Source organism: Pseudoalteromonas sp. MIP2626, from assembly GCF_013414205.1.
In the GTDB taxonomy this organism is placed as follows: Bacteria; Pseudomonadota; Gammaproteobacteria; order Enterobacterales; family Alteromonadaceae; genus Pseudoalteromonas; species Pseudoalteromonas nigrifaciens.
The window spans coordinates 92487-106711 of sequence record NZ_JAATTW010000003.1; the positions used below are offsets into that span (position 1 = coordinate 92487).

Sequence of the window (14225 nt, forward strand, 5' to 3'; positions counted from 1 at the left end):
TAATGGCTTTATCTTTAAATAACTTTTTACAAATAATGATAGATAAAAAAGGCTCTGATTTATTTGTTTCAAGCCAACTGCCTATCAGCGCTAAAATTAATGGTGAATTAACCCCGCTTGATGATGAGCCGCTCAGTGATGAGCAATCACTTGAGTTGGTTGAATCGGCAATGAGTGAAAAACAAAAAGCCGAGTTTCATACAACGAAAGAATGCAACTTTGCGATTGCCACTGACGAAGGACGTTTTCGTGTTTCGGCATTTTGGCAGCGCGATAAAGCGGGCATGGTTATTCGTCGTATTGTTACTAAAATACCTGAAATTGGCGAACTTGGGCTGCCGTCTACACTTACCGATGTGATTATGTCGAAACGTGGTTTAGTGCTATTTGTGGGGGGAACCGGTACGGGTAAGTCAACCTCACTTGCTGCACTTATTGGCTATAGAAACCGTAATCAGCGCGGACATATATTAACCATTGAAGACCCGATTGAGTTTGTACACGAACACCGTAAAAGTATTATTACTCAACGCGAAGTAGGGCTAGATACCGAAAGTTTTGAGTCAGCGCTTAAAAGCTCGTTACGCCAAGCACCCGACGTAATATTAATAGGCGAAATACGCTCACAAGAAACCATGGAGTATGCATTAAGCTTTGCAGAAACAGGGCACTTATGTGTGGCTACCTTGCATGCAAACAACGCTAACCAAGCGATAGATCGGATCATGCATTTAGTGCCAAAAGAAAAGCACGATAAGCTTAAGTACGATCTAGCATTAAATTTACGCGCTATTATTGCCCAGCAGCTGATCCCCACATCTGACGGGCAAGGTCGAGTTGCTGCTATTGAAATATTACTTAATTCACCTATGGTTGCAGAGCTAATTAAAAATGGTGATATAGGCGGTATTAAAGAAACCATGGCTAAATCGAAAGAAATGGGCATGCAGACCTTTGACCAGGCCTTATTTGAATTGTATAAACAGCAACGAATCAATTATGCAGATGCGTTGCACCATGCTGATTCGGCGAACGATTTACGCTTAATGATAAAGCTGCGCAACAATGAGCAGCAAGGGGCGGGCTTTTTACAAGGGGTTACTATTGATGGCCTTGATGATAAAGGCAATATTAGTTAATTTAATTTAAGGCTTTAGGTATCAGCTTAAAAGCTCTGATACCTAAAGCCTAGCACCTAATATTTTTACTCACCGTAACTCGTTTCAAAAAAGCTCTCTAAAATAATCACCGCAGACATGTTATCTACTTTGCCTTTGCCTAAGTTTTTATAGCCGCCTTGTTCAAACAGGCGCGCTTTAGCATCGGCGGTGGTTAAGCGCTCATCTTGTGTTTCTACCGGTATGGCGTAGTGATTATGCAATCGATTAGCAAACTTTTTAGCTTTAAAGGTTACCTCTTGGGCGGTGCCATCCATATTTAGCGGTAAACCCACCACCATTAAATCGGGCTGCCATTCGTTTACTTGTACTGCTATGTCATCCCAATTAGGAATGCCATCTTGTGCTTTTACAGCTTTAAGGCTCGATGCGCTGCCAGTGAGCTCTTGACCTATAGCAATACCAATACTTTTGGTGCCAAAGTCAAAGCCCATTACAGTACGCTGGCCTTGCGGCTTGAAGTTTTTTTTTGTCATAAGTTTATCTTGTTAAGCATGACCAGCTTCAGGGCTGAGTTGGCTTATATCAAAGCCGAGCATAGAAACTGCTTTTTCCCAGCGTTTTTCAACGGGGGTGTCAAAAATAATTTTCGGATCAGCTTTAATTATCAGCCAGCTATTATCCAATAGCTCTTGTTCTAATTGACCTTGCTCCCAGCCAGAGTAGCCCAAAGTAATAATAAATTGTTCAGGTGCTTGTGCTGTGGTTAACGAAGCGAGTACATCTTTAGAGGTGGTGATCATGATATCACTGCTGAGCGTTTGGCTCGCAGAGTAACCATGCTTTGGAGAGTGCAGTACAAAACCACGGTCGGTTTTAACCGGCCCGCCAGCATATACGCTAACTTGCGCTGCTTGCTGAGTTTTGTCGTTATCAATTTCTATTTTATCGAGTAACTCACCTACGGTAATATTAATAGGTTGGTTGATTACCAAGCCCATAGCCCCGTCTTCATTGTGCTCACAAATATAGGTAACAGCACGTTTAAAAAAAGGGTCTTGCATCGACGGCATTGCGATTAAAAAATGATTTTCTAATGACTGCATAGATTTCACCCTTTTTAGTTAATGAATTTTTAGTATGGCACATACCCATGTTTTTAAAACAAAATAAGCACTTTCATACGATTTAAAAATAATGAATACCTTAAACCTTACAATATGAAAGCGCTTTTAATAACGCTAACTTATTTAGCGAGTCGTTTTTCAATTGCGTCAAATAAAATACCCGTAATTGAAATATCGTACGCCGCTTCAATTTCTTTAACACAGGTTGGTGCGGTTACGTTAATTTCGGTTAATTTGTCGCCAATAATATCTAAGCCGACAAAAATTAGGCCTTTTTCTTTAAGTGTTGGTGCCACAGCTTGTGCAATTTTTAAATCGGATTCACTTAAAGGACGTGCTTCGCCGCGTCCACCTACGGCTAAGTTACCGCGTGTTTCTCCGTTTTGTGGAATACGCGCCAAGCAATATGGAATTACTTCGCCATCAACAACCAATACGCGCTTATCGCCTTGAGTGATCTCTGGAACATAATTTTGTACCATGGCAAAGCGACTGCCGTGCTCGGTTAATGTTTCACAAATTACACCAATGTTAGCATCGTCTGCTTTAACTCTAAAAATCGACGCGCCACCCATGCCATCAAGCGGTTTTAAAATAATGTCTTTATGCTGGGCTAAAAACTCACGAATTTGCTTTTGGCTGCGCGTTACTAAAGTGTCGGGCGTGTATTCGCTAAACCAAGCTGTAAACAGCTTTTCGTTTGCGTCGCGCAGGCTTTGTGGCTTGTTAACTATGAGTGTACCTGCTTGTTCGGCACGCTCTAAAATATAAGTTGCGTATATGTATTCGGTATCAAAAGGGGGATCTTTACGCATTAAAATAACGTCTAAATCGCCAAGTGCAATAGTGGTTTTTTGCTCAAGCTGGTACCAATTGTTTGGATCGTCAAAAACCTGTGCTTTTGCAGCTGTAGCATATGCCTGACCTTGGCGTAGTGAAAGATCATCCATTTCCATATAGTAAATTTCATAGCCACGTGCTTGCGCTTGCATCATCATTGCAAAACCAGTGTCTTTTTTAATATTAAATCCGCTAATAGGATCTGAAATAATGCCTAACTTAATTGCCATGCGCTGTGCCTTAATATGAATATTAATATATATATGTGGGTACTTTTAGTTATTTCAATTAGCTAAGTCGCCAAACTGCAGCTGTAATGCACTTAAAACAGTTAATGCTGCTGTTTCGGTGCGTAATACGCGCGGGCCTAAGCGAATATCTACAAAGTTTTGTTGCTTTGTTTGCGCCATTTCCTCATCAGTAAAGCCGCCTTCAGGGCCAACTAAAAAGCGTACGCCATCTTTTGGGACGGTAATTGTTTTGATACTGTGCTCGGCACGTGGATGCAAGGTGAGCTTAATTGCTGCACTTTGCTGTGCAAGCCATTGCTTTAGATCTACCGGCGGATGAACAACAGGTACAAAATTACGCCCAGATTGCTCTGCGGCGGCTATGGCTATTTTTTGCCATTGTTGGTGTTTTTTATCAAGTCGATCGCCCATTAATTTAACGCCGCAACGCTGACTAAAAATAGGGGTGATTTCGGTAATGCCCAGTTCCACCGATTTTTGAATGGTAAAATCCATTTTATCGCCACGCGATACGCATTGGCCTAAGTGAATTTTTAAGGGCGACTCTACATCATGAGTATTTAGCTGTTGTGGCATAACCACGACATTTTTTTTAGTCACCTCAATAATTTCACTAAGGTATTCACCGCCTTCACCATTAAAAATAGACACGTGCTCGCCTACTTTCATTCGCAATACTCGGCCAATATGCCCTGCAGCGTCGTCATCTAATGTAACGGGAGTGTTTAAGGCAATACTCGATGCCTGATAAATATGAGGAACTCGCATGTGGTGTCACTTATTGGTTAGTGCATAAAAGTTATATGCCGCTATGGTAAGTAAGCTGTGAGCTAGGTGCAATTATTTATTTTTATTAAATTGCTCATCAGTCTCTATTTGGTTTAGTGACGCTTGTGCTATATCGGTATGGCACGATAAGTGATTTGAATGCCCTGGGTCTGTTACTGGGCTAAACGAAAAGCCATTTTCGTCTTGGCTAACTAAAAAGCGACTTTTGTGTAGTGAGTTATAAATAAAGCGCTGTTTATCATCGCCAAGTAAGTAATCAACACGGTTAAATAATACGCCTTTAATTTTATGATGATCATGCAAGTAGGTAGCGAGCTCTGATACACTAATTTCATTTTCAAAGTCGCAATAGCAGTAATCTTTTATAAGTTCATCAAACATCATTTTTACTAACTGCCGGGTGTGGCTACCAGCTGCTATTAACCCGCTGGGTGATTGGCTCTGAGCATGATTAAAAGAGTACTCAGCAAATGCTCTGCTAAACTCATTATCTATATCAACTAACAGATAATTGGTTACATCAAATAGCATAAGGCCCCATTACACTTAAGCAAAGTGTTCACAAGCTGATTAAATATTATATTTAATCAGCTTGGTGTTAAATTGAAAACATACTAATAAGCAAATAACCTACAGCACAAAAAACCGCAAATTCGATACAAGCAATACCAATATTATCTTGATGATCAATTTCCAGCGAAGTATCGATATTTGGTAACGAAATCTTTTTTATTACATAAGTTAAACTGTAAAGTAGCACCCACATTACACCGCAATGCATCACGAGTGTAAATAAATTTTCGACCATCTTACCATTTTGAAACGCTGCGCTGGACAAACCAGCATACGCGGCCAGCGATAAACCAATTGATTTACCCGCGTAACGAATACCAATAGAGGTATTTTCAAGGCCAAAGTTACTTTGTAGTGATGCGCCTTGGTTAGCTTTGGCAAAGTGGTATTCACGTATTTTACTATCAAAAGCAAACATACCTTGTAGTACAAAAAAACTTACAAAGGCAATGAGTAAACTGCTAAAACCTTGAGTGTGAGTCCAAGTGTAAAGCCCTAAAGTAATAATACAGTTTGCAATTAACATACCTGAGTCGACCAGTGCGGCGCAGACATTTTGTTTTAAAATAGCGGCTTCTTCATTAAAGCGATGCAAAATCCATTTGCGATGAATTAAGTGACCTACTTTAATAAATAAAAATAATAAAACGATTAAAAAGATCACTTTTAATGGGTTCGATTGCGCTGTGCTTATGCTTATTTCATCAAATAAAAATGCTACTGAGGCAATCACCACCGATATTTCTGAGGCAAAACTAATCCCCATTGCAAAGTTATCATGCTGCGCTAACTCATCTTTAAGCGCTTGTTTTGCTTTTAGTTGAGTGGTTATTCTTAAGCTCATTATGATCACGCAAATAACAATAAAACTAATAGCAATCGCAAGTAAACTAGTGTTAGATAATGACAAATATGACATGGTTTTCCTAAGTAGTATTTACCTTAATAGGTTTTTAATCATTCTAGTACGGTTATTGATGATATAAAAGAGAGTATTGATGAGTAACGTAAAGCAACTTCCCATTCAATTACAGAAACTTGGCGAAACACGCTTCGAACAGCTTTATCCACAACAAAAGCAAGAATTAGCGCTGGTACGGTTATTAGCCTTGAGTGACTTTGCATGGCGCTGTTTAACATCGCAACCTGAGCTAAAAAACTGGTTATTATGTAACACCGAAATTAAAAATAGGGTGATTGCAGCTCCTTTTATTGACTTAGACCTAAATAATATTGATGAGCGCGATTGCCATAAATTACTGCGGCAATACCGAGAAAAGTACTGGCTTAAAGTGGCTTTTTTAGATTTATGTTGCGACAACCCAATTGCCGACAGTATCAAGTATGTAAGCCAATTAGCAGATAACCTAATAGAAAGTGCAAATCAGTGGGCTTATACACAGGTGGCAAAAACCAATGGTGAGCCTTTAAATGAACACGGTCAGCCATTGCCTTTAATGGTGTTAGGAATGGGTAAGCTTGGCGGACAAGAGCTAAATTATTCATCAGATATAGATCTTATTTTTGCCTATCCTCGCAATATTAAAACCCAAGGCGGGCGTCGCTCGCTCGAAGCCCAAGTGTTTTATACCAAAGTGGCGCAAAAGTTAATAACCGCACTTAATCAAGTGACCGTTGACGGCCAAGTATTTAGAGTAGATATGCGACTGCGACCTTTTGGTGAAAGTGGCCCGTTAGTTATGAGCTTTAATGCAATTGAAGATTATTACCAAGAGCAAGGCCGTGATTGGGAACGTTATGCCATGTTAAAAGGGCGCTTAATTGGCACGCCTAACATTTATTTTAGCGAGTTTAACCAGCTATTAAAGCCGTTTGTATATAGACGCTATATTGACTTTTCGGTGATTGAGTCGCTGCGAAAAATGAAGTTGATGATTGCTCAAGAAGTACGTCGTAAGCGCCTAACCAACAATATAAAACTAGGCGCAGGCGGAATACGAGAAGTTGAATTTATTGTACAAGCACTACAAATGGTACGTGGTGGGCGAGAGGCTAATTTGCAAACTCAATCATTATTACACGCTCTTAAAGAGCTTAGCTTAAGCCAAGTAATTGATGAGCTTGAAGCAAAAGATCTGCAAAAAAACTACTTATACCTGCGTAAAGTAGAGCAGTACCTACAAATATTTGATGACCAACAAACGCAAACCCTCCCGGATGAGGAGCTAAATCAGCAACGTTTAAACTATTTACTCAATCAGCCCGACTTTAGCGCTACGTTAAGCTATTTAGAGCATGTAATGGGGCAAATTCATAATGAGTTTAATCATGTAATAGGGGAGGAAACCGAGCCGTTAGATACTTGCGAAGGCGCATTTATTAGTACTTGGGATCATGGTGATGTGAGTTTTTTAAATGATCCCAGGGAAGATTGGCAAACACCACTACACGACTTTAAACAACGTATATCTAAAGCAAAAGTGGGTAATCGAGGGCGTAATATTCTTGATAAATTAATGCCGGTTTTACTCAAACAAATGAACGACTTTAATGCCACTGCCGAAACATTTAATGTTATTTGCCAAATACTCAATAAAATAATTTCGCGTACCGCCTATTTAGAGCTGTTATACGAAAACCCAGGTGCCTTAAAGCAGTTAGTATTATTGTGTTGTTATAGTAAATGGATAGGTGAGCATATTTCGCTTTACCCTATTTTGCTTGATGAGCTAATAGACCCCGCAGTACTTTATAAGCCAACACCTTTAAGCGCCTATAAAGACGAAATTAGGCAATATTTTTTACGTATTGAGCCCGACGACTTAGAAATGCAAATGGAGGCGTTACGACAGTTTAAACAAACGCATCAGTTACGAATTGCCGCTGCCGATGCCACCGATGTTATGGATGTAATGAAGGTGAGCGATCATTTAACGGCACTGGCGGAGGCTATTGTCGATCAGGCCGTTAATATTGCATGGCACAATTGTGTAAAACGCTTTGGTATGCCACCTAGTACTAACGACGAAAGCAAAGGTTTTGCGGTTATTGCCTATGGTAAAACCGGTGGCTTTGAAGTGGGTTATGACTCTGATTTAGATTTAGTCTTTGTACATAACCACGATGGCAGCAGCCAAACTAATGGTGTAAAGCCAATAGATTCAAGGCAATTTTATTTAAAATTGGCGCAACGTTTAATGCATTTATTTAATACCCGAACCGCTTCGGGGATTTTATATGAGCTTGATACACGACTACGCCCTGAAGGCGCATCGGGGTTACTGGCGATTAACCTAGAGAGCTTTAATCATTACCAACAAACACAGGCATGGACGTGGGAGCATCAAGCGCTAGTGCGAGCTAGGCTGATTTTAGGGCAAGCTGAATTTGTTGAGCGTTTTGCGCAAATTCGTAAAAATATACTGTGTCAGCCGCGCGATAAAAAAGTGCTCAAAGACGATGTAATAAAAATGCGTGAAAAAATGCGTGAACATTTAGCAACAGGAAATGAGCAGCAATTTGATTTAAAGCAAGATGTTGGCGCAATGACAGATATTGAATTTATTACTCAGTACTTAGTGCTAAATTATGCGCAACAATTTGAAGAGCTATGTGTGTATTCCGATAACGTCAGAATTTTAACTGATGCTGCAAAGCTTGGCTGCATTACCAAGGCGCAAAAGCAGCAATTAATTCAGGCGTATATTAATTACCGTTCGCGCTATCACGTGTTGAGTTTAGATCAGCAAGGGCGCTGCACAGAGCGTGCACAATTTAGTGATGACATTAAAAATGTAACTGCAATCTGGCAAACTGTGTTTGAATTAAGTTAACTTGAACTTTGGTTAAGCGCGCGTCACTTTGATACTCAGATGAGTATCAAAGTGCTAATTATTAAGTTCAAGTTTTAAGTTGTAAGCAGTTAGTGCGAACAAATTCAGAAGGTAGTTCAGTAATTACGGCCGCGCGCTGTTTATGACATAAGTAAGTGTATACTTCGTTTTCAAAGTCGTCGTTAATTGCACGCCCTACTTGATACAAGGTAGAAGTGAAATTGCTATCGACTCTAAAATGATCTTTAACGACGTAATCTTTACTTAAATACCAATATAACTCTATGCCTTCATTACTGGCATATTGCGATAACGCCTTTTTTAGTGTTGACCCGTTTTCAAAGCGTCGAGGCTCAATTTTACCTGTCCAGGTTTTTGGAATCGGTTCAATAATACGCATGCGCTCAGCTAAAACACGCTCGAGAGTTTGTTCTGGCTTTTTAAGCTGCAATACAAACTTACCTTGCTCGTCGCTCACTTTATTACGAATTGAAGAGTAAAACCGACTTAATCCTTGCGCCGCTGCATTGTTTGATTCTTTAAAATCAAATACTGGACCATCACCTAATAAAAAGTAGACTGCGAGAATTATTAGCCCCGCAGCCAGTGATAAATGTTTAATCCAGAACCACATAGTTGGTACTCATTTTTATTTTTATTATCTATTGTTATACCATTACTTTTAATAAAAAGAAGTGCTATTTTCATCGGGGCGTGTTTTAAAACGGCGGTGTAGCCACATATATTGCTCAGGAGCGGCATTAATTGCTTGCTCTATACGTTGGTTAACACGAGTTACATCGGCTTTCTTGTCGCCACTGGGGAAGTTTTCAAGTTCAGGTAATACTTCTAAGTGGTATTTACCGTGTTCGTCACGACGGCTAACTAAACTAACTGTTTCACAGTGTTTACTGGCTGCAAACATTAGCGTTCCTGTGGTTGTTGCTGTGTCTGGTACGGCAAAAAATGGCACAAATTCACAATGCTTACGACCATAATCTTGATCAGGTAAGTAGTAACATATTTTTTTGTTTTTGAGTGCTTTTAATAAACCTTTTACGTCTTTTCGGCCAATTAAATATTCGTTAGAGCGCAAGCGACCATTGGTAGTAAAGTATTCCATAAGCGGATTGTTGTGCGGGCGATAAAAACCTAAGCCTTGGTATTTTAATCCCATTACACGGCTCGCCATTTCAAGATGCAAAATATGCGGAACTAGCATTAACACGCCTTTGCCCGACGCTTGAATGCGCTCAAAGTGCTCAAGCCCTTTTATTGAACCGTAAGCTTTTTGTACTCGCCACTTTGGCCACCACCATGCCATACCGGTTTCGACCATGGCCATTCCGGTATTTTCCATGTTTTTTAATACTAATGCTTGTTGGTCTGCTTCGCTCATATCTGGGAAGCAGTGTCTTATATTTACCTCAGCAATATGGCGGCGTCGCTTCATATATTTATGCACTAATCGGCCAAGCTGCTTGCCCATTGCTAGTTGTAGCTTTTGTGGTAGCCACGAAATTAAATATAAAAAGAAAACACCCACCCAAGTTAACCAGTAACGAGGACCCAAAAAAGATATTTTAAAAGGAGATGAGGTAACCACAAAAAAATTCTCTAATAATAAAAACGCTAGTTTAACGCTAAGCGCTATAAAACACAAAAAGCCAGCAAAATGCTGGCCTTTAATTAAAACCGTCAACCTATTTCAGGACGGGACACTAAGTTGTGTTAAATTGCGTTTAAACCTTTATTAATCGCCATTAAGTCAGCATTTGTCAGTGTTCCTGTTGCTTGCTTTAAGCGCAGCGTAGATACCACGTAGCGATAGCGAACATTGGCAAGGTTGCGTTTTGCATTGTACAAGTTTTGTGTGCTAACAAGTACATCAACAATAGTACGAGTACCTACTTCAAAACCTGCTTCAGTTGCTTTAAGTGCACTTTCGGCAGATATAACCGCTTGCTCTAGCGCTCTAAAGGTCGCTATATCTGAAACCACTTGATTATAAGAAGTAATAACTGTGCGTGTAACTGCGCGATAGTTAGTTTCGTAATCTTGGCTTGCAGCGACGTAAAATGCACGTGCTTGATTAGTTGCAGCAACCGTGGCACCACCTGAGTAAAGAGGCACACTAAAGTTGATACCTATAGTGGTCGAATCGGCACGAGGTTGGTTATCAAAACTTGCACCGTTTATGTCGCGATTGGTTAAAGAATCACCGTAACGCGCATCAAGTGTTAACTTTGGGTAGTGGCCTGCTTTCGCTAGCTCAATTTGATCTTTAGCTATATCAACTGTGACTTTTGCTACTTGTAAATTTAAGTTCTTTTCTTCAGCCACTTTAACTAAGTCGCTAGAGGGTTTATTTGGCTTTACAGTTGAAAATGTTTCGGTATTTAAAACGTCAAGTTTTGCGTGGTACTTACCTGTTATTTCGCGCAGTAGTTCACGTGCTGTTTCTACGGCATTACCGGCAACAATTTCTTGTGCTACTGAGTTATCAAACTGAGCTTGGGCTTCGTGTACGTCGGTAATAGCAGTTAGGCCTACCGCGTAGCGTTGCTTTGTTTGCTCTAATTGGCGTTCAATAGCGCGCTTTTCAGCTTTAACAAATTCAAGGCTATCGATAGCACTTAATACATTAAAGTAACCATCGGCAACACGTACTATTAAATCTTGCTTAGCAAAATCGTACTGTGCACTGGCTTGTAAAGCTTGTTTATCAGCAATACCTAGGTTATTCCATGCGCCTAAATCAAACAGTGTTTGGCTTAAGCTAACACCACGAGTGAATTGGTCAGTATCGCTTTCTAGTTTAACTTGGTTGAAGGTACTTTCATCAACTTGAAAAGAGGTAGAGTCACTTTTTTCGTAGCCTAAGCTTAAACCTATTTGAGGTAATAATGCGCTCATCGCACGATCACTTTGATAAGATTGTGCATCCGCTTGGGCTTTTGCCTTTAACACGGTAGGATCGTTTGCTGTCGCAATTTCAAAAACTTGCAGTAAATCTTCAGCGTGAGCAGCTGTAGCGCCAATTGCGCATGATAAACTAACCAGCGCCGCAAGGATGTTCTTTTTCATGTGTGGTTCGGTCCTTAGACAAATTTTATACTATTGGGCATGTTAACCTGTTTTGGCTCATAACTAAAAAAAAAATGAGTAAAACAATGTTTGTAAGTGTAACAGAATATATTAATCCACTTTAGTTTATTAAAATAAGTAAGAGGTAGTTATATGACCAATAAAAAGTTGATCGAATTTACTCACCAAGATGTGAGATTAAAACCTATTACTAACCTTTACGATGGTTTTTTTAAAATTAACTTATATCAATTTGAACATGCATTATTTGCCGGTGGCGAGTCGCAACTCATTAGCCGTGAAATTTTAGAACGCGGCGATGCTATTGCCGTGCTGCCTTACGACCCTGTAACCGATACAGTGTTATTAATAGAGCAAATACGCATTGGTGCAATAAAAAGCAAACATTCGCCATGGCTGTTAGAATGTATTGCAGGTATGACCGATGGCAGTGAGGATTATGCAGCGGTAGTAAAAAAAGAAGCCTATGAAGAAGCCGGACTTAATTTAACCGAGCTCGAGTTTATGCTTTCGTATCTTTCAAGCCCCGGTGGCACTACTGAGCGGTTACATTTATATTTAGCCCGCGCCGATTTAAGCCAAGTAAACAGCGGAGTTTACGGTTTAGAAACGGAAGGGGAGGATATTAAAACCCATATATTAACACTAGATGATGCACTGGCACGGCTTAATAGTGGGGAAATAGACAATGCTGCAACGGTTATTTGTTTGCAATGGTTAGCGCTCAATCGTGATGGTATGATCAACAAGTGGGCATAAATTTTATACATAAATAGTAATTTATAAATTGTAATGGCGGTACTTTGACAGCACTTTTAGCAACCCAAAGATATATTCAAAACCTTCCAAAGTATTTAACACTTTGCGAGCATAATTACGTGCGGCTTTTAAAGTTATTACCAAGCGAGCAAACTAAACAGAGTATTCGCGAGGTAAAGTTGGGTAACAGTGAGTTTGCTGTAAAAATAGATGACATGGCTAAATACACTATGGATGTGTCAATTAAACAGCTATCAGGAATGGTAAAAGGCATTACCCCATTATACTTAACCGTTAGGCTTTATAATGATGCGAAAGTGGCCGAAATTATTCATCACGACTATCATCAGCGCATAAAACCTTCTTACGGTTATCCTAATCCTAAAATGCATCAAAAAGATGAAAAATATCAGCTTAACGCCTTTTTATATGATTGGCTGGTGGCGTGTGTTGAGCATGGCCAAGCCACGCTAAATTGGGATGTAAATAATGGCTTGGTTTGATGATACTTATACTTTTAATAAGCCATCTTTACGTATTGCTCATGTTACAGATTGCCATTTATTTGCCGATAGAAATGCTGAGTACTTTGGGGTAAATACAGCCACATATTTTCAACAAGCGCTTGAACATATGGCGTTACAACAACTAGATGCAGTGGTATTTGGCGGTGATTTAACACAAGATCATAGTATGGAATCTTACTTATTATTTAGTGAGCTTATAAACAACAGTACACTTACTTGCCCAGTATTTTGGCTACCAGGTAATCATGACGAAATTGCCTTGCTTGAGCAAATCAGTGGTGGACAAATAAAAGCGTCAAAACGCTTAGTGGCTAATAACCTAACTAATAACGCAAGCACTGATATTGAGCTATTACTTATTAACTCCAAAGGGCTCACTCCAGCCGGTTGGGTGACAAGTGAGCATTTAAATGAAATATCCGATTGTTTAGCGCAGCCAGTTAGTAAGCAACTGGTATTTTGCCATCATAATCCGTTGCCAATAAACGGTTATTTAGATAAACATATGCTCGAAAATGGCCCACAACTATTAAATACGTTGGTTAATAATGGCAATGTTGCTGCGCTTATTCATGGTCATGTGCATAATGATTATACGCAATGTTTTAGAGAGCTTGATATTTACGCTACGCCGGCAAGCTCAGTGCAATTTACTAAGCACAGTAAAGCGTGGCAACAGCAAAATAATGGCCCAGCTTATAGAATGCTTTATATAAACTCAGCGCAAGGGCAAGTGCATATAAATACGGACGTGATATGGTTAAGCGCGTAATTTATATTCACGGTTTTAATAGTTCTGAAAAATCATATAAAGCTGTGCGCTTTGGTGAGCTTATGGCACACTATGATGTTGACTATTATGTGCCACGTTTAAACCACGAACCTCTGCAAGCTATTATCGAGTTAGAGCAGTTAATCACACCTAATACCGCGTTATTAGGTAGTTCATTAGGCGGTTTTTTTGCCACCTATTTATCGCAGCGTTATCATATTCCTGCGGTGGTTATTAACCCAGCGGTAGCACCGGGCAATTTATTACAGCCTTTACTTGGGGCAAATTATAATCCGTATCAAGATTATAATTATGAACTAAATAACCGTCATATAGATGCTTTAAAAGTATTAACATTGAGCGAGTTAAAGCACCCTGAGTTGTTGTACTTGTTGCAACAAACGGGTGATGAAGTGTTAAATTTTCAACACGCAGTAAATTATTATTCACACTGTAAGCAATTAATAGAATTTGGTGGTGATCACAGCTTTATTGGCTTTGAGCGCACTATTGCAAGCATTGTCGATTTTCTTAAATTAAATAAAACTAGTTAGCGCATATAAAGAT

General features: G+C 39.6%; 15 protein-coding genes. 6 read left to right on the top strand and 9 right to left on the bottom strand.

Translation table 11 applies throughout. From position 1 onward, the window contains the following. The first annotated feature begins 2 nt into the window (after positions 1–2). Positions 3–1139 carry a PilT/PilU family type 4a pilus ATPase gene (locus tag HC000_RS03200; protein WP_011329250.1) on the top strand — a complete coding sequence of 379 codons (1137 nt, stop codon included), beginning with the start codon at positions 3–5 and terminating at the stop codon, positions 1137–1139. A 65-nt stretch (positions 1140–1204) separates the two neighbouring features. Here HC000_RS03200 and ruvX read toward each other — a convergent pair whose 3' ends face one another. From ruvX to HC000_RS03230, 6 genes are all read right to left on the bottom strand, one after another. After that, positions 1205–1654, bottom strand: coding sequence for a Holliday junction resolvase RuvX (gene ruvX / locus HC000_RS03205; protein WP_011329249.1), 450 nt, complete (start codon positions 1652–1654; stop codon positions 1205–1207). Between the two features lie 12 nt (positions 1655–1666). Further along, positions 1667–2224, bottom strand: coding sequence for a YqgE/AlgH family protein (locus tag HC000_RS03210; RefSeq protein ID WP_058374183.1), 558 nt, complete (start codon positions 2222–2224; stop codon positions 1667–1669). Positions 2225–2364: 140 nt separating this feature from the next. Continuing rightward, complete coding sequence (gshB, locus tag HC000_RS03215) at positions 2365–3315, bottom strand: glutathione synthase (RefSeq protein WP_011329247.1); 951 nt, start codon at positions 3313–3315, stop codon at positions 2365–2367. Positions 3316–3369: 54 nt separating this feature from the next. Further along, positions 3370–4104 carry a 16S rRNA (uracil(1498)-N(3))-methyltransferase gene (gene rsmE / locus HC000_RS03220; RefSeq protein ID WP_011329246.1) on the bottom strand — a complete coding sequence of 245 codons (735 nt, stop codon included), beginning with the start codon at positions 4102–4104 and terminating at the stop codon, positions 3370–3372. A 72-nt stretch (positions 4105–4176) separates the two neighbouring features. Continuing rightward, positions 4177–4656 (bottom strand): hypothetical protein, encoded by a 480-nt coding sequence (locus HC000_RS03225; RefSeq protein ID WP_179806954.1) that lies wholly within the window; start codon positions 4654–4656, stop codon positions 4177–4179. 67 nt (positions 4657–4723) lie between these two features. Beyond that, on the bottom strand, positions 4724–5617 hold the full coding sequence (locus HC000_RS03230; protein ID WP_011329244.1) for a hypothetical protein: 894 nt from the start codon (positions 5615–5617) through the stop codon (positions 4724–4726). A 79-nt stretch (positions 5618–5696) separates the two neighbouring features. On the opposite strand from HC000_RS03230, the gene glnE reads away from it, so the two are divergent. After that, a complete protein-coding gene (gene glnE / locus HC000_RS03235; RefSeq protein WP_179806955.1) occupies positions 5697–8492 on the top strand; it encodes a bifunctional [glutamate--ammonia ligase]-adenylyl-L-tyrosine phosphorylase/[glutamate--ammonia-ligase] adenylyltransferase in 2796 nt (931 codons plus the stop codon). Between the two features lie 67 nt (positions 8493–8559). Here glnE and HC000_RS03240 read toward each other — a convergent pair whose 3' ends face one another. The 3 genes from HC000_RS03240 to tolC all read right to left on the bottom strand — a co-directional run bounded on the left by HC000_RS03240 (position 8560) and on the right by tolC (position 11579). Beyond that, entirely contained in the window at positions 8560–9126 is a 567-nt protein-coding gene (locus HC000_RS03240; protein WP_179806956.1) for a toxin co-regulated pilus biosynthesis Q family protein, read from the bottom strand. 48 nt (positions 9127–9174) lie between these two features. Then, on the bottom strand, positions 9175–10098 hold the full coding sequence (lpxL, locus tag HC000_RS03245) for an LpxL/LpxP family Kdo(2)-lipid IV(A) lauroyl/palmitoleoyl acyltransferase (protein WP_011329241.1): 924 nt from the start codon (positions 10096–10098) through the stop codon (positions 9175–9177). A gap of 125 nt (positions 10099–10223) precedes the next feature. Next, the gene (tolC, locus tag HC000_RS03250) at positions 10224–11579 is read right to left on the bottom strand and encodes an outer membrane channel protein TolC (RefSeq protein WP_179806957.1); all 1356 of its coding nucleotides are present in this window, start codon (positions 11577–11579) and stop codon (positions 10224–10226) included. 153 nt (positions 11580–11732) lie between these two features. Between tolC and HC000_RS03255 the strand changes: the two genes are divergently transcribed. From HC000_RS03255 to HC000_RS03270, 4 genes are read left to right on the top strand one after another with little or no spacing between them, the layout of a single operon-like run. Beyond that, positions 11733–12359: an NUDIX domain-containing protein gene (locus HC000_RS03255; protein ID WP_011329239.1), complete on the top strand. Its 627-nt coding sequence runs from the start codon at positions 11733–11735 to the stop codon at positions 12357–12359. 44 nt (positions 12360–12403) lie between these two features. Next, positions 12404–12862, top strand: a complete 459-nt coding sequence (locus HC000_RS03260; protein WP_058374175.1) for a DUF1249 domain-containing protein — start codon at positions 12404–12406, stop codon at positions 12860–12862. Continuing rightward, complete coding sequence (locus tag HC000_RS03265) at positions 12849–13658, top strand: metallophosphoesterase (RefSeq protein ID WP_179806958.1); 810 nt, start codon at positions 12849–12851, stop codon at positions 13656–13658. The genes HC000_RS03260 and HC000_RS03265 overlap by 14 nt, the downstream gene beginning before the upstream one ends. Beyond that, entirely contained in the window at positions 13643–14212 is a 570-nt protein-coding gene (locus tag HC000_RS03270; RefSeq protein WP_011329236.1) for a YqiA/YcfP family alpha/beta fold hydrolase, read from the top strand. The genes HC000_RS03265 and HC000_RS03270 overlap by 16 nt, the downstream gene beginning before the upstream one ends. Positions 14213–14225 lie beyond the last annotated feature (13 nt).